Source organism: Tsukamurella hominis (assembly GCF_965137015.1).
GTDB classification, from domain to species: domain Bacteria; phylum Actinomycetota; class Actinomycetes; order Mycobacteriales; family Mycobacteriaceae; genus Tsukamurella; species Tsukamurella hominis.
The window spans coordinates 1-19601 of the sequence record NZ_CBCRZG010000017.1; the positions used below are offsets into that span (position 1 = coordinate 1).

The following is a 19601-nucleotide window of genomic DNA, read 5'->3' on the forward strand; positions in this document are numbered from 1 at the left end:
TAAGACCCCCTACAGACTATGGGGTTGATAGGCCAGAACTGGAAGCGCAGTAATGCGTGTAGGTGACTGGTACTAATCGGTCGAGGGCTTACCACACACATAACATTCGCCAAAACGAGCAACGAGCTCACAGAATGTAAGCGTGTAACTAACTACAGAGACCAGATCCTGTCTGGTTCGCGTCCACTATGCAATGTCTGAGACAACACACGACTGTGTGATTGTTTCGCAGTGTTACGGCGGCCATAGCGGAGGGGAAACGCCCGGCTCCATTCCGAACCCGGAAGCTAAGCCCTCCAGCGCCGATGGTACTGCACTCGCGAGGGTGTGGGAGAGTAGGACACCGCCGGACTAAAATTAGATACAGGATGAAGGCCCTTGGGGATCGTGTCGAACACTTCGCAGTGTTCCACCTCCCCAGGGGCCTTCGCCATGTCCAAGTACAGTAGTAGCGTGGGTCGCCTCGGAGGCGACGGGAAGCGGGTGCAACGTGGCGGCTGAGTCGAACGGCGACCGCCGGCAGCGTGCGGGGTTCACCAATCCCGCCGACCGGACCGACCGCAGCAGCGGCGGAGATTCGTCACGTGGCGCAAGCCGGGGTGCGGATCGCGGTGCCGGACGTTCCGACGAACGACGCGGCGGTGGCGATCGCTCCGGCGGTGGACAGCGCGGCGGCTACCAGGGACGCACCGGCGGTGACCGACGCTCCGAGGGTGGCCGTGGCGAGCGCCGTGACTTCGGCGGCAATCGTGGCGGCGACTCCCGCGGTGGAGACCGTCGGGACAGCCGTGGCGGCGACTTCCGTGGCGGGGACCGTCGCGACAATCGCGGTGGAGACTTCCGTGGTGGGGACCGTCGGGACAACCGTGGTGGAGATTCCCGTGGGGGCGATCGGCGCGAGTTCGGTGGCCGCCCATCGGGCGATCGTCGTCGCTCCGGTTCCGGCGATCGCCGGTCCTCCGGGTCCGGTGATCGTCGCGAGTTCGGCGGCAGGCCCTCGGGCGACCGCCGGGGCGGCAGCGGTGACCGCCGTTCCGGCGGAGGCTCCTACGGCTCCCGCAACGGCTCGGGCTCGCGTCCCGGTGGCCAGGGCGGACGTTCCGGCGGGTTTCAGCGCGACGAGCGCTCGGACCGCCCGCGGACCCGCGCCGGCGAACCGTCGATCCCGAAGGACGTCGATCCCAAGGAACTCGATCCGGCGATCCGGCGCGACCTGCTGAGCCTCGACAAGAACAACGCCGAGCTCGTCTCCTCGCACCTCGTGCTGGCGGGACGTCTGCTCGATTCCGACCCGGTCGCGGCGCTCTCGCACGCCCGGGCGGCCCGCGAACGCGCCGGGCGCATCGCCGCGGTGCGCGAGGCGTGCGGCATCGCCGCGTACATGAACGGCGAGTGGTCCGAGGCCCTCAGCGAGTTGCGCGCCGCGAAGCGGATGGGCGGCACCGTGAACCTGCTGCCGATGATCGCCGACAGTGAGCGCGGCCTCGGCCGGCCCGAGAAGGCCATCGAGACCGCCCGCGGCGATGAGGCCGCTCAGCTCACCGGCGACGACCGGACCGAGCTGCGGATGGTCGAGGCCGGCGCCCGCATGGACCTGGGGGAGTACGACAAGGCCGTCGTGACCCTGCAGGCCGAGGACCTCGATCCGGCGCGCCGCGGTTTCCACGCCGCCCGCCTGTTCTACGTCTACGCCGAGGCCCTGCTCGGGGCCGAGCGCCGCGACGACGCCCTGACCTGGTTCCTCAACGCGGCCGCCGCGGACGAGGACGAGGCCACCGACGCGGAGGAGCGCGTCGCCGAGCTGTCCGCCGACTCCGCGGAATGAGCGCAGCGCTCGCGGCCGGCTACGACCGGCTCCTCGTCGACCTCGACGGCACCGCCTACGCGGGCGCCGCCGCGATCCCCGGTGCGTCCGAGGCCCTCGACGGGCTTCCCGTCACCTACGTGACCAACAACGCCAGCCGGAGTCCCGCGGAGGTCGCGGAGCACCTGCGCGACCTCGGCTTCGCGGCGCCCGACGACACCGTCGTCACCAGCGCCCAGGCCGGTGCCGGGCTGCTCGCGTCCCTGGTGCCCGCGGGCACGCCGGTCCTCGTGGTCGGCGCTCCTGCGCTGCGCGCCGAGGTCGAGGCCCGCGGCCTGCCCCTGGTTGAGAAGGCCGAGGACGCTCGCGCCGTGATCCAGGGCCACAGCCCCGAGACCGGCTGGGCGCGACTGTCCGAGGCGGCCCTCGCGATCCGCGCCGGCGCCGTCTGGGTCGCCACCAACACCGACGCGACGCTCCCCACCGAGCGCGGACTGCTCGTCGGCAACGGGTCGATGGTCGCCGCCGTACGCAACGCCACCGAGCGCGAGCCCCAGGTGGCCGGGAAGCCCTACACCCCGATCTTCGTCGACGCGATGCGCGCGGCCGGGGCCACCACGGCCCTCGTCGTCGGCGACCGCCTCGACACCGACATCGAGGGCGGCAACGCCTTCGGCTCGGACACCTACCTCGTGCTCACCGGCGTCAACGACGTGCAGGACGTCGTCGCCGCGCCCGACCGGCACCAGCCCACGTACGTCGCCGAGACCCTCGAGGGACTGCGACAGCCGCGCGCGGCGACCTCGCCCGGACCGCGCGCCGGGTGGACCGCCACCGTCGACGGCGATGACCTGACCGTGACCGGCGAGCCCGGCGCGGATCGCGCCGACGCGAAGTACGTGGCGATCGCCGCCGCCCGGGAACTCTCCGAGGAGCGCCGGTCGGGCCTGCGGCTGACCATCCGATAGCGTGGACACCGTGGAGCCAGCAGTGTTTCGATCCGGCGATCCGGCCGACGTGCGCACCGCCGTCGAGGACCTGATGCACCGCGTCGACGAGCTCGAGGCGGCGCCCGTCGTCGACCCCGGCGCCGTGGCGGGCGTCGGCGAGCTGGCGACGCTCGGCCGGCAGGCCGCCCTGTTCGAGCAGGCGCACTCCCTCCTGGTCGACGCGCTCGACTCCGTGGATCGCGCCTGATGGCACGGAGGGTGCGGCTCGATGCCGAGCTGGTCCGCCGCGGCATGGCCCGATCCCGCGACCACGCCCGCGAGCTCATCGAGGCCGGCCGGGTCACCGTCAACAAGCAGGTCGCGCGCAAGGCCGCCAACCAGATCGACCCGGCCGACCCGGTGCACGTCACGGCCGTCGCCGGCGAGATCGAATGGGCCTCCCGCGGCGCGCACAAGCTGATCGGGGCGCTCGACGCCTTCCCCGACGTCCGGGTCGAGGGCCGACGGTGCCTCGACGCCGGCGCGTCGACCGGCGGCTTCACCGACGTACTGCTGCACCGCGGCGCCGAGCGCGTCTACGCCGTCGACGTGGGCTACGGGGAGCTCATCTGGCGGCTGCGCGACGACGCCCGCGTGACGGTGCTCGACCGCACCAACGTGCGCTTCCTCGAGCCGGACGCCGTCGGAGGCCCCGTCGACCTGGTGGTCGGCGACCTGTCCTTCATCTCCCTCGGCCTCGTCCTGCCCGCGCTCGCGCGGTGCGCGGCGCCGGGCGCCGACCTGCTGCCCATGGTCAAACCCCAGTTCGAGGTCGGGAAGGAGCGCCTCGGTTCCGGGGGCGTGGTCCGCGAGCCCGAGCTGCGTGCGAGCGCCGTCCGCGGCGTCGCCGAGGCCGCGGCCGCCGTGGGACTGACGACCCGCGGCGTCACCTTCAGTCCGCTGCCCGGACCGTCGGGCAACGTCGAGTACTTCCTGTGGCTGCGCAGGGAATCCGGCGGCGACGGCCCCGTCGCGCTCCCCGACGCGGTGGACGACATGATCGACACGGCAGTGACGGAGGGACCGCAGTGACCGCACCGCACGACCGCACGTTCCTGGTGGTGGTCCACACGCTCCGCAGCGACGTGGATCGCACCGTCGAGGACATCCGTCGGAGGCTCGACGCCGCGGGTGTACGGATGAAGCTCGAGAGCGACGTCCGCGAAGCGCCCGACGACGCCGCGGTCGGCTGCGAGGTCGTCGTGGTGCTCGGCGGCGACGGCGGCTTCCTCCGCGGCGCCGAGCTCGCGCGCCGCGCCGACGTCCCCATCATCGGCATCAACCTCGGGCACGTCGGCTTCCTCGCCGAGTCCGAGGTCGACACCGTGCCCGACACCATCGACGACCTCCTGCACCGGCGCTACACCGTGCACCCGCGGATGACGCTGGACGTCGAGATCCACGACGGCGACCGGCTCGTCTCCCAGGGCTGGGCGCTCAACGAGGTCTCCGTCGAGAACCGGTCCCGCCAGGGCCTTCTCGAGCTGGTGACCGAGGTCGACGGTCGCCCCGTCTCGCGCTTCGCCTGCGACGGGCTGCTCGTCGCGACGCCCACCGGCTCCACCGCGTACGCGTTCTCCGCGGGCGGCCCCGTCATGTGGCCCGACCTCGAGGCACTGCTCATCGTGCCGAGCAACGCCCACGCCCTGTTCGCCCGGCCCATGGTCACCAGCCCGCGATCGGTGATCGCGATCGAGGTCGAGGGCAGCCGGCACGAGGCGATCGCCTTCTGCGACGGCCGCCGCACCCTCGAGGTGCCCGAGCGTGGTCGCATCGAGATCCGGCGCGGTGAGGAGCCGGTGCGGTTCATCAAGCTGGGCGCCGGCCCCTTCACGGACCGCCTGGTGACGAAGTTCCAACTGCCCATCAGCGGCTGGCGCGGCCGCCGCGACGGCGACGGCGTCGCCGACAACAGCACGGGAATCGGGGGATAGCGCAGTGCTCGAAGAGATCCGCATCTCGTCGCTCGGCGTCATCGAGCAGGCCGCGGCGGAGTTCGCGCCCGGCCTCACGGTGCTCACCGGCGAGACGGGCGCGGGCAAGACGATGGTCGTCACCAGCCTGCACCTGCTCGCCGGCGCGCGCGCCGATCCCGGCCGGATCCGCGCCGGCGCCGACAAGGCCGTGGTGGAGGGGCGGTTCTCGCTCGCGGGGGCCAGCTCCGCGGATCTGGTCCGCGCGACCGTCGACGACGCCGGCGGTGAGCTCGACGACGACGCCGTGATCGCGGTGCGCAGCGTCGCCGCCGACGGCCGTTCGCGCGCCTACCTCGGCGGGCGCAGCGTGCCCGTCGGGACCCTGTCCGAGTTCGCCGGGCCCCTGCTCACCGTGCACGGGCAGAACGACCAGCTGCGGCTGCTGCGGCCCGAGCGCCAGCGCGACCTGCTCGACGCCTTCGCAGGCTCCCCGGCGACCAAGGCGCTGCGCGCCTACCAGGCCGTCCGTGAGGAGTGGCTCGCCGCGCGCGCCGAGCTCGCCGACCGCACCACCCGCTCCCGCGAGCTCGCCCTCGAACAGGACCATCTTACGGCGTCGCTGGCCGAGATCGACGGCGTGGAGCCCGTGTCCGGCGAGGACGTCGACACCGTCGAGAAGATCAAGCGCCTCTCCGACCTGGACAGCCTGCGCGAGGCCGCCGACACCTCCTACGCCGCGCTCACCGGCGCCGGCTACGGCAGCGACGGCGAGGGCGCAGGCTCCGTGCTGGACCTGCTCGGCACCGTCCGGGCGTCGCTGTCCGGCTCCGACGACGCCGCGCTGCGCGCGCTCGCCGAGCGGATCGACGAGGCGGCCACCGTCGCCGGCGACGTCGCGACCGAACTGGGCGCCTACCTCACCGACCTGCCCAGCGACCCGTCGGAGCTGGAGTCGCTGCTCCTGCGCCAGTCCGAGCTCAAGACCCTCACCCGCAAGTACGCGCCCGACATCGACGGCGTCATCGCGTGGGCCGACGAGGCCCGCACCCGGCTGGAGGGCATCGACACCTCCGCCGAGGGGCTCGCCGCGCTGCAGGCGCGCGTCACGTCGCTCGAAGCGGACCTCGCCGAGGCCGCGGCGGCGCTGACCGCCGCGCGGGTGAAGGCCGCGGGTTCCCTGGGCAAGAAGGTCACCGGCGAGCTGCGCAAGCTCGCCATGGGCGGCGCCTCGATCACCGTGGACGTGGCGCCGGACACCGTCGCGCCGGACACCGACGGCGTCGTCGTCGACGGTGCGCCGCGCCGCGCCGGCGCGCACGGTACCGACGTGGTCGAGTTCCGGCTCGTCGCGCACGACGGCGCGAACCCGCTCCCCATCGGCAAGTCCGCGTCGGGCGGCGAGCTCTCCCGCGTGATGCTCGCGCTCGAGGTGGTCCTCGCGGCCACCGAGCAGGGCCTGACCATGGTCTTCGACGAGGTGGACGCCGGCGTCGGCGGCAAGGCGGCGGTCGAGATCGGCCGGCGGCTCGCGGCGCTCGCGCAGCGGCACCAGGTGATCGTCGTGACGCACCTGCCGCAGGTCGCCGCGTTCGCGGACACGCACCTGACGGTAGGGAAGCAGACGGGCAAGGGCTCGGTCACGTCGACGCTGACCGCGCTGTCGCGCGAGGAGCGGATCGCCGAGCTGGCGCGCATGCTCGCCGGCCTGGGTGACTCCGACACCGGCCGCGCGCACGCGGAGGAGCTGCTCGAGGCGGCCGACTCCGACAAGGTCGCGCAGTCGGGTGCGCACGCGGATCGCTGACTGCACGCGGCGGCGCGGTTGCTAGTGGTTTCGGTGGGGAAGTGCCTGGTCGCCGTCGCCGAAACCGCTGGGAATCACTGTGTCGCGATCCCGCGTACGGCGGCGTGAACGGCTCGGGACGCCGCGTCGTCGGGGTTCCAGTCGAGGACATCAACGGCGGTGTCCGTCAGTTTGATCACGTGTTCGTCACCGTGAGCGATGGCCGCGTCGATCATCGCGTCGGCTGGGCCGAGCGCAGGTGGCGCGGGCGCGGCTCGCGCGGGGCCGTAGGCGGCGAATATCGCGGCAGCCGCAGACCACCCGGCCGCTGCAGTTGCATCGTGCAAGCTTGCAGGCAGCGCGGGAAGTGCGCGGCGAAGAGCGTTCGGCGCCGTCGCGGCGTGGACGAGCATCACGGGGCTACCGTGCGCATGCGTCGCATAGCGAGCGACCGCGGTGGCGACGACAGCTCGGAGCGCTTCCTCCGCGTCGGCATTCGGTGCGAGGGCGTGCTGCGCCGCCGGCCAGCCGTCGAGATCGTCCAGCTGCGCGAGCCTGCTTTCGATGCCGCCCTCGGCGTGGGGCACCCGCGGAACACCTGCGAGTGCGTCGGCGGTGGCCAGGGTTCCGCCGGGTCTCGCAGTCCTGGGTACGGGCTGCCAGCGCGCCGCCCAGTAGGCCAGTGCATGAGCGAGTTCCTCGATGCGTTCCGCAGACTCACCCCAGGTGAGCAATGCGTCGACTGCGTGACCCACTCGGATGGCGCCGTGGGTGGCACCCGCGGCTACGCCGTGGAGAAGGCGCGGCCACCAATCGGCGAGCGCCTCCCGCCATGGCGCTTCCTGCAGCACAACGGTGAAGGTCGCGATCCACGCGGTCAGCGCCGTCGGGTCACCGAGGTCGTCGGGCCATCGTGCCGGGCGGACCACGGCCTGGGGCGCATCGTCGAGCCTGGGGACGTATCCATCGAGCCACCTGTCGACCGCCTCCCCATGCCCGCGTCGGACCAGAGCCTCCACCACCATCGGACCGTGGTTGCTGAGGTAGCCGTCGAACTCGGGGCCTGTGCGGTGCAGGCGCTTGTAGGCCTCGTCGAGTTCATCGCTGCTGCTCATGACCACATGTCATCAGGTGAACCGCGGTTGAGGTCAAGGCGATCGTCAGGAGCGGGCGTGGTCGAGGCGCGGATGCGCAACCAGAGCGGCGAGAGTCGTTCAAAGTTTCCAGTGTTGTCGGCGCGCCTCCCGTGACTTCTGTGACTCACGGGGCAGTATGTGCGGCATGAAGCTCACTGGCCTGCTGTCCCGTAACACGTCGAACCTGCCCGGCGTCACCGGCACCGCCCGGGTCGACAAGGACACCACGCGTCTGCTCGGCCGGATCGGCCGCGGCGACATCGTGGTGTGCGACGAGCTGGACCTCGACCGCACCACCGCCGACCTCATGGTCGAGGCGGGGGTCGCGGCGGTGGTCAACGCGTCGCCGTTCATCTCCGGCCGCTACCCCAACCTCGGACCCGAGGTGCTGGCGGCCGCCGGGATCGAGCTCGTCGACGACGCGGGCAAGGAGGTCTTCTCGCGCGTCAAGGACGGCGCGAAGATCCGTGTCCACGAGGGCGTCGTCTACACCGGCGAGCGCGAGCTGGCGCAGGGCGAGCAGCTGACCGACACCGACGTGACCTCCCGCATGCTGGCCGCGCGCTCCGGCGTCGTCGACCACCTGGAGGCCTTCGCCGGCAACACCGTCGAGTTCATCCGCGTCGAGTCGCCGCTGCTCATCGACGGCGTCGGCATCCCGGACGTCGAGGTCAACCTCAACAACCGGCACGTGCTCGTCGTCTCCGACGGCGCCGACCACGTCGAGGACCTCAAGCGCCTCAAGCCGTTCATCAAGGAGTACGCGCCGGTCCTCATCGGCGTGAACCGCGGCGCCGACGCGCTCGTCAAGGCGGGCTACCGCCCCGACCTCATCGTCGGCGATCCGGAGATGATCACGACCAACACGCTGCGCTCCGGCGCGCAGGTCGTGCTCCCCGCCGCCCCCGACGGCCACGCGCCCGGCCTCGAGCGCATCCAGGACCTCGGTATCGGCGCGATGACCTTCCCCGCCACCGGCTCGGCCGCCGACCTCGCGCTCATCATCGCCGACCACCACGGCGCCTCGCTGATCGTCTCCGTCGGCCACTCCGCCTCGCTGGAGGAGTTCTTCGACGCGGGCCGCCGCGAGTCCAACCCGTCGACCTTCCTCACCCGGCTCAAGGTGGGCACCAAGCTGGTCGACGGCAAGGCAGTCGCCACGCTGTACCGCAGCCGCGGCCACGGCGGCGCGATCGCGCTGTTCATCCTCGCCGCGCTGGTGGCGGTCGTCGCGGCCGTGCTGGTCTCCAACCAGGGCCACGACCTGCTCCAGTGGGTCATCGACCAGTGGAACCGCTTCGCGCTCTGGGTCCAGGGCCAGTTCCGGGCCCTCTAGGTGCCGGGGCCGTCGCGCCGCCTCCGCTCGTCCGGCGCCCGCAGGCCCGCGCTGTTCTGGGCGGCGGTCCTGCTGGCCTTCGCGGTCGGGGTGGCGCTGGGCGGGGGCGTCCTCGCCCGGTTCACCACCGACGGTGACCTCAAGGACCTGCGCACGAAGGTCGATCAGCTCGAGCAGAGCAACGCCGCGCTCACGGACCGCGCCCGCGCGGCGGACGCCTTCGCCGACGCGGCGGCACCGTCGACGCTGGGCCGGAGCCTGGCCGGCATCCCCGTCCTGATGGTCGTCGCGCCGTCGGCCGACCGCGGTGACGTCGGGCAGATCGGCCGGCGGATCACGCAGGGCGGCGGCACGATTGCGGGCACGCTGACCCTCACCGACGACCTCTACGCCGAGGACAAGGCCGAGCGCCTGCGCGGCGTCGTCGACAACGCCGTCCCCAACGGCGTGACCCTCGACGCCGGCCTCGTCGACCCGCGCGCCCGCGCCGGCGACCTGCTCGGCGCCGTCCTCCTCTCCGAGGGGGCGGCGAAGCCGCCGTCGACCGGCCGGACCGACGCACTCGCCGCCCTGAAGCAGGCCGGCTTCGTCGATTTCTCCGGCCCGACGGTGCCCGGCGCGCGCGCCGCGGTGATCGTGACGGGCGGAACAGTTCCGGGCGAACGCGCGGGCGAAGGGCAGGGGATCGGCCGCCTCGCGGCCGCCCTGTCGCGGCACGGCGACGGATCCGTGCTCGCCGGCCGCACCGGATCGTCGCAGGGTGCGGGCCCGATCGTGGTCGTCCGGCAGGACAGGGCGCTCGGCGCGGGGCTCGCCACCGTCGATGACGCCGACACCGTCGTCGGGCAGGTCTCGACCGCGCTGGCGCTCGCGCAGGCGACGCGCGGCGACGTCCGCGCCTACGGAACGGGCGCCGGCTGACAGCTGGTGATAGGCTGGAGTCCCGTAGTAGAAGCAGGTTTGTCCGCTCGAATACGGGAGTCTCGTTGCCCTCTCCTCGCGTTGGCGCGCGTGTCGCCACGAAGCACATCTTCGTCTCCGGAGGCGTTGCGTCCTCCCTGGGTAAGGGCCTGACGGCCTCCAGTCTGGGACAGCTCCTCACGGCGCGCGGTCTCCGCGTCACGATGCAGAAGCTCGATCCGTACCTCAATGTGGATCCGGGCACCATGAACCCGTTCCAGCACGGTGAGGTCTTCGTCACCGAGGACGGTGCCGAGACCGATCTCGACGTCGGCCACTACGAGCGGTTCCTCGACCGGGATCTCTCGGGCATCGCCAACGTCACCACCGGCCAGGTGTACTCGACCGTCATCGCCAAGGAGCGGCGCGGCGAGTACCTCGGCGACACCGTCCAGGTCATCCCGCACATCACCGACGAGATCAAGGCCCGCATCCTCGCGATGCAGGCGCCCGACTCCGAGGGCATCGTCCCGGACGTCGTGATCACCGAGATCGGCGGCACCGTCGGCGACATCGAGTCGCAGCCCTTCCTCGAGGCCGCCCGCCAGGTGCGGCACGACGTGGGCCGCGACAACGTCTTCTTCCTGCACGTCTCGCTGGTGCCGTACCTCGCCGCGTCCGGCGAGCTCAAGACCAAGCCCACGCAGCACTCCGTCGCCGCGCTGCGCAGCATCGGCATCACGCCCGACGCGCTCATCCTGCGCTGCGACCGCGACGTGCCCGAGGGGCAGCGCAACAAGATCGCGCTGATGTGCGACGTCGACATCGACGGCGTCATCTCCTGCCCCGACGCCGGCTCGATCTACGACGTGCCGAAGGTGCTGCACCGCAACCAGCTCGACGCCTACGTCGTGCGCAAGCTGGGCCTGCCCTTCCGCGACGTCGACTGGTCCGTGTGGGGCGACCTGCTCAAGCGGGTCCACGAGCCCCGCGAGACCGTGAACATCGCGCTGGTCGGCAAGTACATCGACCTGCCCGACGCCTACCTGTCGGTCACCGAGGCGCTGCGCGCCGGCGGCTTCGCCAACTGGGCCAAGGTGCAGATCTCCTGGGTCCCGTCGGACGACTGCGAGACCGAGGCCGGCGCGTCCGCCGCCCTGCGCGACATGGACGGCATCCTGATCCCCGGCGGCTTCGGCATCCGCGGCATCGAGGGCAAGCTCGGCGCCATCCGGTACGCCCGCAAGCGCGGCGTGCCGCTGCTCGGCCTGTGCCTGGGCCTCCAGTGCATCGTCATCGAGGCCGCCCGGTCCGTCGGGCTCGAGGGCGCCAGCTCCACCGAGTTCGACGACGACACGCAGTACCCCGTGATCTCCACGATGGCCGATCAGGAGCAGGCCGTCGCCGGCGAGGCCGACCTGGGCGGCACCATGCGCCTCGGCGCCTACCCGGCGGCCCTCGAGCGCGGTTCGATCGTCGCGAACGCCTACGGCGCGACCGAGGTCTCCGAGCGCCACCGGCATCGCTTCGAGGTCAACAACGCCTACCGCGACAAGATCGCCGAGTCGGGCCTCAAGTTCTCCGGCGTCTCGCCCGACGGGCACCTCGTCGAGTTCGTCGAATACCCGAAGGAGGCGCACCCGTTCCTCGTCGGCACGCAGGCGCACCCCGAGCTCAAGTCGCGTCCCACGCGGCCGCACCCGCTGTTCGCCGCGTTCGTCGGCGCGGCCCTGAAGTACCGGGCCGAGCTCGAACTCCCGGTCGGCGTCCGCACCGCCGTGGACGAGGTACCGTCGGAGGATGACCACGCAGATGACTGAGCAGCTCGCATCGCTCGGTTCCGTGCAGACGCACGACTTCCAGGCACTCAGCAGTGAGACGGTGTACGAGGGCACGATCTTCGCGGTCCGGCGCGACGAGGTGACGATGCCGGGCGGCGGGACCGCCGTCCGGGACGTCGTCGAGCACGACGGTGCCGTGGCCGTCGTCGCGATGAACGCCGACGGCGCCATCGCGATGGTGAACCAGTACCGCCACCCCATGGGCCGGCGGATGCTGGAGATTCCCGCGGGGCTGCTCGATCACACCGGCGAGGAGGAGCCCGTGTGCGCCGCGCAGCGCGAGCTCGCGGAGGAGACGGGGCTCGGCGCGCGCGACTGGCACGTGCTCGTGGACCTCGCCCCGTCGCCCGGCTTCACCGACGAGATGGTGCGCGTCTTCCTCGCGACCGACCTGCGCTACTGCGAGATGGCCGAGCAGGAGGACGAGGAGCTCGACATGACCGTCGAGTGGATCGCCATGCCGGACGCCGTCCGCATGGTGCTCTCCGGCGAGATCGTGAACTCGACCTCGGTCAGCGCCATCCTCGCCGCCACGATGGTCACCGACGACGACACCCCTCTGCGCTGTTCCGACGCGCCCTGGCCGGGCCGCCCGACGGCCCTCGCCGCCCGCAAGGGCCGGCCCGTGGAGGACGGGCGGTAACTGTGTCGGTCGGGGTGGCACTCGACGATCAGCTGCGCGCGTACGTCGACCACCTCACCGTCGAGCGGGGCGCCGCGGCGAACACGCTGAGCAGCTACCGGCGTGATCTGGGCCGGTATCGCGAGTACCTGGCTGCGCTCGGTGTGAACGATCTCGCCGATGTCACGCAGAACCAGGTCAGCGGCTTCCTCGTCGCCCTGCGCGAGGGCGGCGACGATCATCCGCCGCTCGCCGCGAGTTCCGCCGCGCGGTCGCTGATCGCCGTCCGCGGGCTGCACCGGTTCGCGGCCGCCGAGGGCGTGACGCCGGTCGACGTCGCGCGCGAGGTGCGCCCGCCCGCGCCCGCCAAGCGCCTGCCCAAGGCGCTGCCCGTCGAGCAGGTCATCGCGCTGCTCGAGGCGGCCGGGGGAGACTCGGACGCCGACACCCCGTCGCGTCTGCGCGACCGAGCGATGCTCGAGCTGCTGTACTCCTGCGGCGCCCGCATCTCCGAGGTCACGGCGCTCGATGTCGACGACATCGACGCGGAGTCCCGGTCCGTGGTGCTGCAGGGCAAGGGCGGCAAGCAGCGGGTGGTGCCCATCGGCCGGCCGGCGCTGGCGGCCCTGGACGCGTACCTCGTGCGCGGGCGCCCCGCGCTGGTGAAGCGCTCGAATCCGGCGCTGTTCCTCAACGTCCGCGGCGGCCGGCTCTCCCGGCAGTCCGCCTGGCAGGTGCTCGCCGCGGCGGCCGAGCGCGCCGGGATCGACACCGCGACCACGCACGTCTCGCCGCACACCCTGCGGCACTCCTTCGCCACCCACCTGCTCGAGGGCGGCGCCGACGTGCGCGTGGTGCAGGAGCTGCTCGGCCACGCCTCCGTCACCACCACGCAGGTGTACACGCTCGTGACCGTCAGCGCGCTCCGCGAGGTCTACGCCCAGGCCCACCCGCGGGCCCTGGGGTGAGGTGCACCGGCCCGTGGGGCGTCGATCCGTAGAATCGGCGGTCGCGCGCGCCGCTGCATCCGTCGATGCACAGCGCGCATTAGGGTGTGAGAGGAAGCAAGAAGGAGGTGGGCCAGTGGCGGCAGCGCCGGATGCGGAGAACCCGGGCCTGGACCTGGGGGAGCTGGAGCATCACCACGCGCCGAAGCCCACGGCCGAGGACGGCCTGGATGCCACCGGCCGGCCCCGCGTCGACTTCCCCGAGCCGACGCCCAAGACCACGCACGGCCCGGCCCGCGTGATCGCGGTGTGCAACCAGAAGGGCGGCGTCGGCAAGACGACGACCACCATCAACCTGGGCGCCTCGCTCGCCTCCTACGGGCGGCGGGTGCTGCTCGTCGACCTGGACCCCCAGGGCGCGTTGTCCGCGGGCCTCGGCGTCGCGCACCACGAGCTCGAGCTCACGGTGCACAACCTGCTCATGGAGTCGCGGATCTCCGCCGACGACGTGCTGCTGCGCACCCGGGTGGACGGACTGGACCTACTCCCGTCGAACATCGACCTCTCCGCCGCGGAGATCCAGCTGGTCAACGAGGTGGGGCGCGAGCAGACCCTCGGGCGCGCTCTGTACCCGGTCCTGGACCGCTACGACTACATCCTCATCGACTGCCAGCCCTCCCTGGGGCTGCTCACGGTGAACGCGCTGGCCTGCGCGAACCAGGTGCTCATCCCGATGGAGTGCGAGTACTTCGCGCTCCGCGGCCTCGCGCTGCTCACGGACACCGTCGACAAGGTCAAGGATCGCCTGAACCCCCGGCTGGGCATGGCGGGGATCGTGGTCACCATGTTCGATTCGCGGACGCTGCACTCGCGCGACGTGATGGCCCGCGTGGTCGAGGTCTTCGGCGACGCCGTGTACCACTCGGTGATCTCGCGGACCGTGCGTTTCCCCGAGACCTCCGTCGCCGGTGAGCCCATCACCTCGTGGGCGCCGAAGTCGTCCGGCGCCACCGCCTATCGCGCCCTCGCGCGCGAGGTCATCGCGCAGGAGACGTGACCGACACCGCGGCGGCGCCCGAGCCGATCGAAGCCGAGGTCCCGCTCGACCCCGCCCCCGCGGCGGCGTCGGACGCGGAGGCGTCGCAGGCCGGCTTCACCGTCAAGCTCGCCAACTTCGAGGGCCCCTTCGACCTGCTGCTGCAGCTGATCGGCGGGCGCCGCCTGGACGTCACCGAGGTGGCGCTGCACGTGGTGACCGACGAGTTCATCGCCTACACGAAGCACCTCGGCGCCGAGGCCGACCTCGACCAGACCACCGAGTTCCTCGTCGTCGCCGCGACCCTGCTCGACCTCAAGGCCGCGCGGCTCCTGCCCGCGGGCGAGGTCGAGGACGCCGAGGACCTCGCGCTGCTCGAGGCCCGCGACCTGCTGTTCGCCCGCCTGCTCCAGTACCGCGCCTACAAGCAGGTGGCGGAACTGATGGCCCAGCTGGAGGCGAAGGCGAACCGTCGGTACCCCCGGGCCGTGGGCCTCGAGCCGCGGTTCGAGGAGCTCGTGCCCCCGGTCCAGCTGGGCGTCACGCCCGAGCAGTTCGCGCTCGTCGCCGCGTCCGCGTTCACCCCCAAGCCGAAGCCGACCGTCGGCCTCGGGCATCTGCACGTGCCCAAGGTCTCGGTGCCGGAGCAGGCCCGCCTCATCGCGGCGAGGCTGCGGGAGCGGCCCGACCACTGGTGCGGGTTCGCCGAGCTCGTCGCCGACTGCGACTCCGGCATCGCCGTCATCGCCCGCTTCCTCGCGCTGCTCGAGCTGTACCGCGAGCGGGCCGTGCTGTTCGACCAGCCCGAGGCGCTCGGCGACCTCAAGGTGCGCTGGTCGGGCGAGAACGATGGCACGGTGGTGGGCGGGACCCGCGACGAGTACGACGAGACACCCGGCGACGACTGGCAGGAGGAACAATGAGCGAGCAGGCCGAGGATTTCGCCCTGGTCGAGGGCATGGAGCAGGACGAGCTCCGGTCGGCGCTGGAGGCGCTGCTGCTGGTGGTGGACGCGCCCGCGACCGCGGAGCAACTGGGCACCGCCCTCGAGGAGCCGGAGGAGCGGATCACCGCCGACCTGCGCACCTGGGCCGGCGAGCTCGCCGAGCGGCGTTCGGGCATGGAGCTGCGCGAGTCCGCGGAGGGCTGGCGGCTCTACAGCCGCGCCGAGTACGCGCCCTACGTCGAGCGGCTGCTCCTCGACGGGGTGCGCTCCAAGCTGACCCGCGCCGCGCTGGAGACCCTCGCGGTGATCGCCTACAAGCAGCCCGTGACCCGGTCGCAGGTGGGCGCGGTGCGCGGCGTCAACGTCGACGGGGTGATGCGCACGCTCGCCGCCCGCGGCCTGATCACCGAGGCGGGCACCGACTCCGGCGCCACGACCTACGCGACCACCGAACTCTTCCTCGAGCGGCTCGGCCTGAGCTCGCTCGACGAGCTGCCGCCGCTCGCGCCGCTGCTGCCCGAGGTCGACGTGATCGAGGACCTCAGTTCCCACCTCGACGAGGAGCCGCGGTTCGCCAAACTCGGCCGCAAGAGCGCCGACGTGATCGGATTCGATCCCGATGCCTGACCTCTCCGCCGTCCTCCGCGAGGCCTTCCCCGTCGGCGCCGCCGGCCCGACGGTGCGCCGCTGGTGGCCGCTCGTCCTCAGCGGGGCCGTCGCCGCGCTGACCGCGTGGGCCGCGACCGCGACCTGGTTCGGGCTGACCATCGGCCGGGTCGGGGTGCCGTTCGGATTCACGGGCACGGGACGGATGGTGCTCACCGGCGCCGAGGCGGACGCGGCGGTGACCGGCGGGTTCGGGCGTCCGGACGTGCTGGCCGACGGGGTGCTCCCGTGGGGGTACGCCACCGCCGGGCTCGCGATCGTCGCTCTGATCCTGGTGATCGTCGCCACGGTGCGTCCAGCCTTCGCCGCCCGCGGCCGCGCGTTCGCGAGCGGGCTCCTCGGGGTGGCCGCGGTCCTGTCGATCCTGGTGTGGATCTTCCCCGCCATGATGATGAGCGGGCTCGAGGACCTGACCGGCGGCGACGCGGGCGGCGACCCGCTGTTCTTCCCACCGAAGGGCGGTCTGGTGAGCACGATCGTGGTCACGTCCGCCGGGGCGGCGGTGCTGTTCATGGGCCGCCGGAACCGCCCGCTGAGCGCCGCCCGAACCGCGCCGCGCTGACGAATACCGATTTCGGCCGCGACCTGCGATCATGGAGGGATCATGAACAGACCCGCTCGCCGTGATGGCACACCGGACAGAAGCAGAACCAGCAAGCCGAAACAGGGCGCGAAGCCCCAGCAGAAGCAGGCGGGACGCCAGGGCGGCGTCCCCCGCCTCTCGAACGCCAAACCCGCACGCACGCAGAACGTCCCCGTGCGCGACCCCGATGATTGGGACGCGCCGGAGAAGACCCCGCACCCGGGCGGCGACAGCGACAAGATCCGCCTGCAGAAGGTGCTGGCCCAGGCCGGCGTCGCGTCGCGGCGCGTGGCCGAGGACATGATCGCCGACGGCCGCGTCGAGGTCGACGGTGAGATCGTGACCGAGCAGGGCCGCCGCGTGGACCCGAACGTCGCGGTCGTCCGCGTCGACGGCGTCCGCGTGCTCGTCAACGAGAACCTCGTGCACCTCGCGCTGAACAAGCCCCGCGGCTGGCAGTCGACGATGAGCGACGACATGGGCCGCCCCTGCGTGGGCGACATCGTGGCCGAGCGCGTCGCCGCCGGCCAGCGGCTCTTCCACGTCGGCCGCCTCGACGCCGACACCGAGGGCCTGCTGCTCATCACGAACGACGGCGATCTCGCGCACCGGCTGATGCACCCCTCCTACGAGGTGCCGAAGACGTACCTCGCGTGGGTGCAGGGCGAGGTGCAGCGCCGGCTCGGCAACACGCTGCGCTCCGGCGTCGAGCTCGAGGACGGCCCCGCGAAGGTGGACAAGTTCTCCGTGCTCGAGGCCTCCGAGGGCCGCTCGATGGTCCGCCTCGTGCTGCACGAGGGCCGCAAGCACATCGTGCGCCGGCTGCTGGCGGAGGTCGGTCACCCCGTCGAGCGCCTGGTGCGCACGCACGTCGGGTCCGTGGCCCTCGGCGATCAGCGCCCGGGCTCGCTGCGCGTCCTCGGCCGCGACGAGGTGTCGGCGCTGTACCAGGCGGTGGGACTGTGACTCTCGTGATCGCCATGGACGGCCCCTCGGGGACCGGCAAGTCGACGGTGGCCCGGCGCATCGCCGAGAACCTCGGCGCCCGCTACCTGGACACCGGCGCGATGTACCGTGCCGCGACCGTGTGGGCGCTGGAGCAGGAGGTCGACCTCACCGACCCCGCCGCGATCGCCGCGGCCACGGCGGACCTGCCGCTGGCCATGGGCTGCGACCCGCTGTCGGAGCAGGTCGAGCTGGACGGGATCTCGATTACCCGCCGGATCCGGGAGGACGACGTGACCGCGGCCGTCTCCGCCGTGTCCGCGGTCCCCGAGGTGCGCGAGCAGCTCGTGGACTACCAGCGCGCCATCGCCGCCGACGACGACTCGCCGATCGTGGTGGAGGGCCGGGACATCGGCACCGTCGTCTTCCCCGATGCGCCGGTGAAGATCTACCTGACGGCCTCGGCCCAGGCGCGCGCGCAGCGCCGCCACGCGCAGAACACCGAGCTGGGCCTCCCCAGCGACTACGACGAGGTGCTGGCGTCCGTGCAGCGCCGCGACGGCCTGGACTCGACGCGCAAGATCTCGCCGCTGCGTCCGGCCGACGACGCGATCGAGCTGGACTCGTCGGACATGAACCTGGAGGAGACCGTCGCGGCGGTGGCCGAGACGGCCGACCGCGCGCTGAGCGCCTCCCGCGATAAGGAGGTCACCCGATGAGTGACAACGAGCTCGAGTACGCCGGCGACGACGGCACCTGGGACGACGAGGGCGACTTCGCCGACTACGAAGGCGATTTCGCCGACCTCGAGGCGGAGGCCGCCGAGGCCGCCGCGAAGCTGCCGACGGTCGCCATCGTGGGCCGTCCGAACGTGGGCAAGTCGACGCTGGTCAACCGCATCCTCGGACGCCGCGAGGCCGTGGTCGAGGACATCCCGGGCGTGACCCGCGACCGGATCAGCTACGAGGCCAACTGGGCCGGACGACGGTTCCTGGTGCAGGACACCGGCGGCTGGGAGCCGGACGCGAAGGGCATGCAGCAGTCCATCGCCGCGCAGGCCGAGGTCGCCATGCGCACCGCCGACGCGATCGTCGTCGTCGTGGACGCGACCGTCGGCGCCACCGCGACCGACGAGGCCGTCGCCCGCGTGCTGCGCCGCTCGAAGGCCCCCGTCATCCTGGCGGCGAACAAGGTCGACGACCAGCGCACCGAGGCCGAGGCCGCGACCCTGTGGTCGCTGGGGCTCGGTGAGCCGCACACGATCTCGGCCGCGCACGGGCGGGGCACGGGCGACCTGCTCGACATCATCCTGGAGAAGCTGCCGGAGACGCCCCGCGAGGGTACCGGCGGCACCGGGCCGCGCCGCATCGCGCTCATCGGCAAGCCGAACGTCGGCAAGAGCTCGCTGCTCAACAAGCTCACCGGCGAGAACCGGTCGGTCGTCGACAACGTCGCCGGCACCACCGTCGATCCGGTGGACTCGCTCGTCGAGCTCGGCGGCAAGACGTGGAAGTTCATCGACACCGCGGGCCTGCGCAAGAAGGTCAACCAGGCCAGCGGACACGAGTTCTACGCCTCGCTGCGCACCAAGGGCGCGATCGAGGCCGCCGAGGTCGCGATCGTGCTCATCGACGCCTCCCAGCCGATCACCGAGCAGGACCTGCGGGTGCTGTCGATGGTGATCGAGTCGGGGCGCGCCCTGGTGATCGCCTACAACAAGTGGGACCTCGTCGACGAGGACCGCCGGTACATGCTCGAGAAGGAGATCGACCGGGAGCTCGTGCAGATCCCGTGGGCGCTGCGCGTGAACATCTCCGCCCAGACGGGCCGGGCGCTGCAGAAGCTGGTGCCCGCGATCGAGACCTCGCTCGAGTCGTGGGACAAGCGCATTCCGACGGGCCGCCTCAACAACTGGCTGCGCGACGTGATGGCCGCGACCCCGCCGCCCCTGCGCGGCGGCAAGCTGCCCAGGGTGCTGTTCGCGACCCAGGCCGCGACGCGCCCGCCGACGTTCGTGCTGTTCACCACCGGCTTCCTGGAGGCGGGCTACCGGCGATTCCTCGAGCGCAGGCTCCGCGAGGAGTTCGGCTTCGACGGCTCGCCCGTGCGGGTGAACGTGCGGGTCCGCGAGAAGCGCGCGAAGAAGTAGCG

The 19601-nt window shown here is 72.1% G+C and carries 19 protein-coding genes and 2 rRNA genes; 20 read left to right on the forward strand and 1 reads right to left on the reverse strand.

Annotated features, from left to right (window positions below; genetic code table 11):
• The 8 genes from ACM9LD_RS18610 to recN form a co-directional block, all read left to right on the forward strand.
• Positions 1-96: ribosomal RNA gene (locus ACM9LD_RS18610) — 23S ribosomal RNA — on the forward strand; the annotation flags it as partial.
• Positions 97-235: 139 nt separating this feature from the next.
• Positions 236-352: ribosomal RNA gene (rrf, locus tag ACM9LD_RS18615) — 5S ribosomal RNA — on the forward strand.
• A gap of 138 nt (positions 353-490) precedes the next feature.
• Positions 491-1825: a hypothetical protein gene (locus ACM9LD_RS18620; RefSeq protein WP_415678049.1), complete on the forward strand. Its 1335-nt coding sequence runs from the start codon at positions 491-493 to the stop codon at positions 1823-1825.
• The gene (locus ACM9LD_RS18625; protein ID WP_415678050.1) at positions 1822-2772 is read left to right on the forward strand and encodes an HAD-IIA family hydrolase; all 951 of its coding nucleotides are present in this window, start codon (positions 1822-1824) and stop codon (positions 2770-2772) included. The genes ACM9LD_RS18620 and ACM9LD_RS18625 overlap by 4 nt, the downstream gene beginning before the upstream one ends.
• A gap of 10 nt (positions 2773-2782) precedes the next feature.
• Positions 2783-3001: a hypothetical protein gene (locus tag ACM9LD_RS18630; RefSeq protein ID WP_415678051.1), complete on the forward strand. Its 219-nt coding sequence runs from the start codon at positions 2783-2785 to the stop codon at positions 2999-3001.
• Entirely contained in the window at positions 3001-3825 is an 825-nt protein-coding gene (locus tag ACM9LD_RS18635) for a TlyA family RNA methyltransferase (RefSeq protein WP_415678052.1), read from the forward strand. The genes ACM9LD_RS18630 and ACM9LD_RS18635 overlap by 1 nt, the downstream gene beginning before the upstream one ends.
• Complete coding sequence (locus tag ACM9LD_RS18640; RefSeq protein WP_415678053.1) at positions 3822-4727, forward strand: NAD kinase; 906 nt, start codon at positions 3822-3824, stop codon at positions 4725-4727. The genes ACM9LD_RS18635 and ACM9LD_RS18640 overlap by 4 nt, the downstream gene beginning before the upstream one ends.
• Before the next feature lie 4 nt (positions 4728-4731).
• Positions 4732-6513 (forward strand): DNA repair protein RecN, encoded by a 1782-nt coding sequence (recN, locus tag ACM9LD_RS18645; protein WP_415678054.1) that lies wholly within the window; start codon positions 4732-4734, stop codon positions 6511-6513.
• Between the two features lie 74 nt (positions 6514-6587).
• Here the strand turns inward: recN and ACM9LD_RS18650 are convergent, their stop codons facing one another.
• A complete protein-coding gene (locus ACM9LD_RS18650) occupies positions 6588-7607 on the reverse strand; it encodes a hypothetical protein (RefSeq protein ID WP_415678055.1) in 1020 nt (339 codons plus the stop codon).
• A 166-nt stretch (positions 7608-7773) separates the two neighbouring features.
• On the opposite strand from ACM9LD_RS18650, the gene steA reads away from it, so the two are divergent.
• The 12 genes from steA (at position 7774) to der (ending at position 19599) form a co-directional block, all read left to right on the forward strand.
• Entirely contained in the window at positions 7774-8964 is a 1191-nt protein-coding gene (gene steA / locus ACM9LD_RS18655) for a putative cytokinetic ring protein SteA (protein WP_415678056.1), read from the forward strand.
• The gene (locus tag ACM9LD_RS18660) at positions 8965-9885 is read left to right on the forward strand and encodes a copper transporter (RefSeq protein WP_415678057.1); all 921 of its coding nucleotides are present in this window, start codon (positions 8965-8967) and stop codon (positions 9883-9885) included.
• A gap of 65 nt (positions 9886-9950) precedes the next feature.
• Positions 9951-11684 carry a CTP synthase gene (locus ACM9LD_RS18665; protein WP_415678058.1) on the forward strand — a complete coding sequence of 578 codons (1734 nt, stop codon included), beginning with the start codon at positions 9951-9953 and terminating at the stop codon, positions 11682-11684.
• Complete coding sequence (locus tag ACM9LD_RS18670; RefSeq protein WP_415678059.1) at positions 11665-12348, forward strand: NUDIX domain-containing protein; 684 nt, start codon at positions 11665-11667, stop codon at positions 12346-12348. Before ACM9LD_RS18665 ends, ACM9LD_RS18670 begins: the two co-directional genes overlap by 20 nt.
• A gap of 14 nt (positions 12349-12362) precedes the next feature.
• A complete protein-coding gene (gene xerD, locus ACM9LD_RS18675) occupies positions 12363-13295 on the forward strand; it encodes a site-specific tyrosine recombinase XerD (RefSeq protein ID WP_415678060.1) in 933 nt (310 codons plus the stop codon).
• A 148-nt stretch (positions 13296-13443) separates the two neighbouring features.
• Complete coding sequence (locus ACM9LD_RS18680) at positions 13444-14331, forward strand: ParA family protein (RefSeq protein ID WP_415678153.1); 888 nt, start codon at positions 13444-13446, stop codon at positions 14329-14331.
• Entirely contained in the window at positions 14328-15233 is a 906-nt protein-coding gene (locus ACM9LD_RS18685; RefSeq protein WP_415678061.1) for a segregation and condensation protein A, read from the forward strand. Before ACM9LD_RS18680 ends, ACM9LD_RS18685 begins: the two co-directional genes overlap by 4 nt.
• Positions 15230-15883 carry an SMC-Scp complex subunit ScpB gene (scpB, locus tag ACM9LD_RS18690; RefSeq protein ID WP_415678062.1) on the forward strand — a complete coding sequence of 218 codons (654 nt, stop codon included), beginning with the start codon at positions 15230-15232 and terminating at the stop codon, positions 15881-15883. Before ACM9LD_RS18685 ends, scpB begins: the two co-directional genes overlap by 4 nt.
• Positions 15876-16484 carry a hypothetical protein gene (locus tag ACM9LD_RS18695; RefSeq protein ID WP_415678063.1) on the forward strand — a complete coding sequence of 203 codons (609 nt, stop codon included), beginning with the start codon at positions 15876-15878 and terminating at the stop codon, positions 16482-16484. The genes scpB and ACM9LD_RS18695 overlap by 8 nt, the downstream gene beginning before the upstream one ends.
• Before the next feature lie 42 nt (positions 16485-16526).
• Complete coding sequence (locus ACM9LD_RS18700; RefSeq protein ID WP_415678064.1) at positions 16527-17471, forward strand: pseudouridine synthase; 945 nt, start codon at positions 16527-16529, stop codon at positions 17469-17471.
• Positions 17472-17485: 14 nt separating this feature from the next.
• The gene (gene cmk, locus ACM9LD_RS18705; protein ID WP_415678154.1) at positions 17486-18169 is read left to right on the forward strand and encodes a (d)CMP kinase; all 684 of its coding nucleotides are present in this window, start codon (positions 17486-17488) and stop codon (positions 18167-18169) included.
• A complete protein-coding gene (gene der, locus ACM9LD_RS18710) occupies positions 18166-19599 on the forward strand; it encodes a ribosome biogenesis GTPase Der (protein ID WP_415678065.1) in 1434 nt (477 codons plus the stop codon). The genes cmk and der overlap by 4 nt, the downstream gene beginning before the upstream one ends.
• Positions 19600-19601 lie beyond the last annotated feature (2 nt).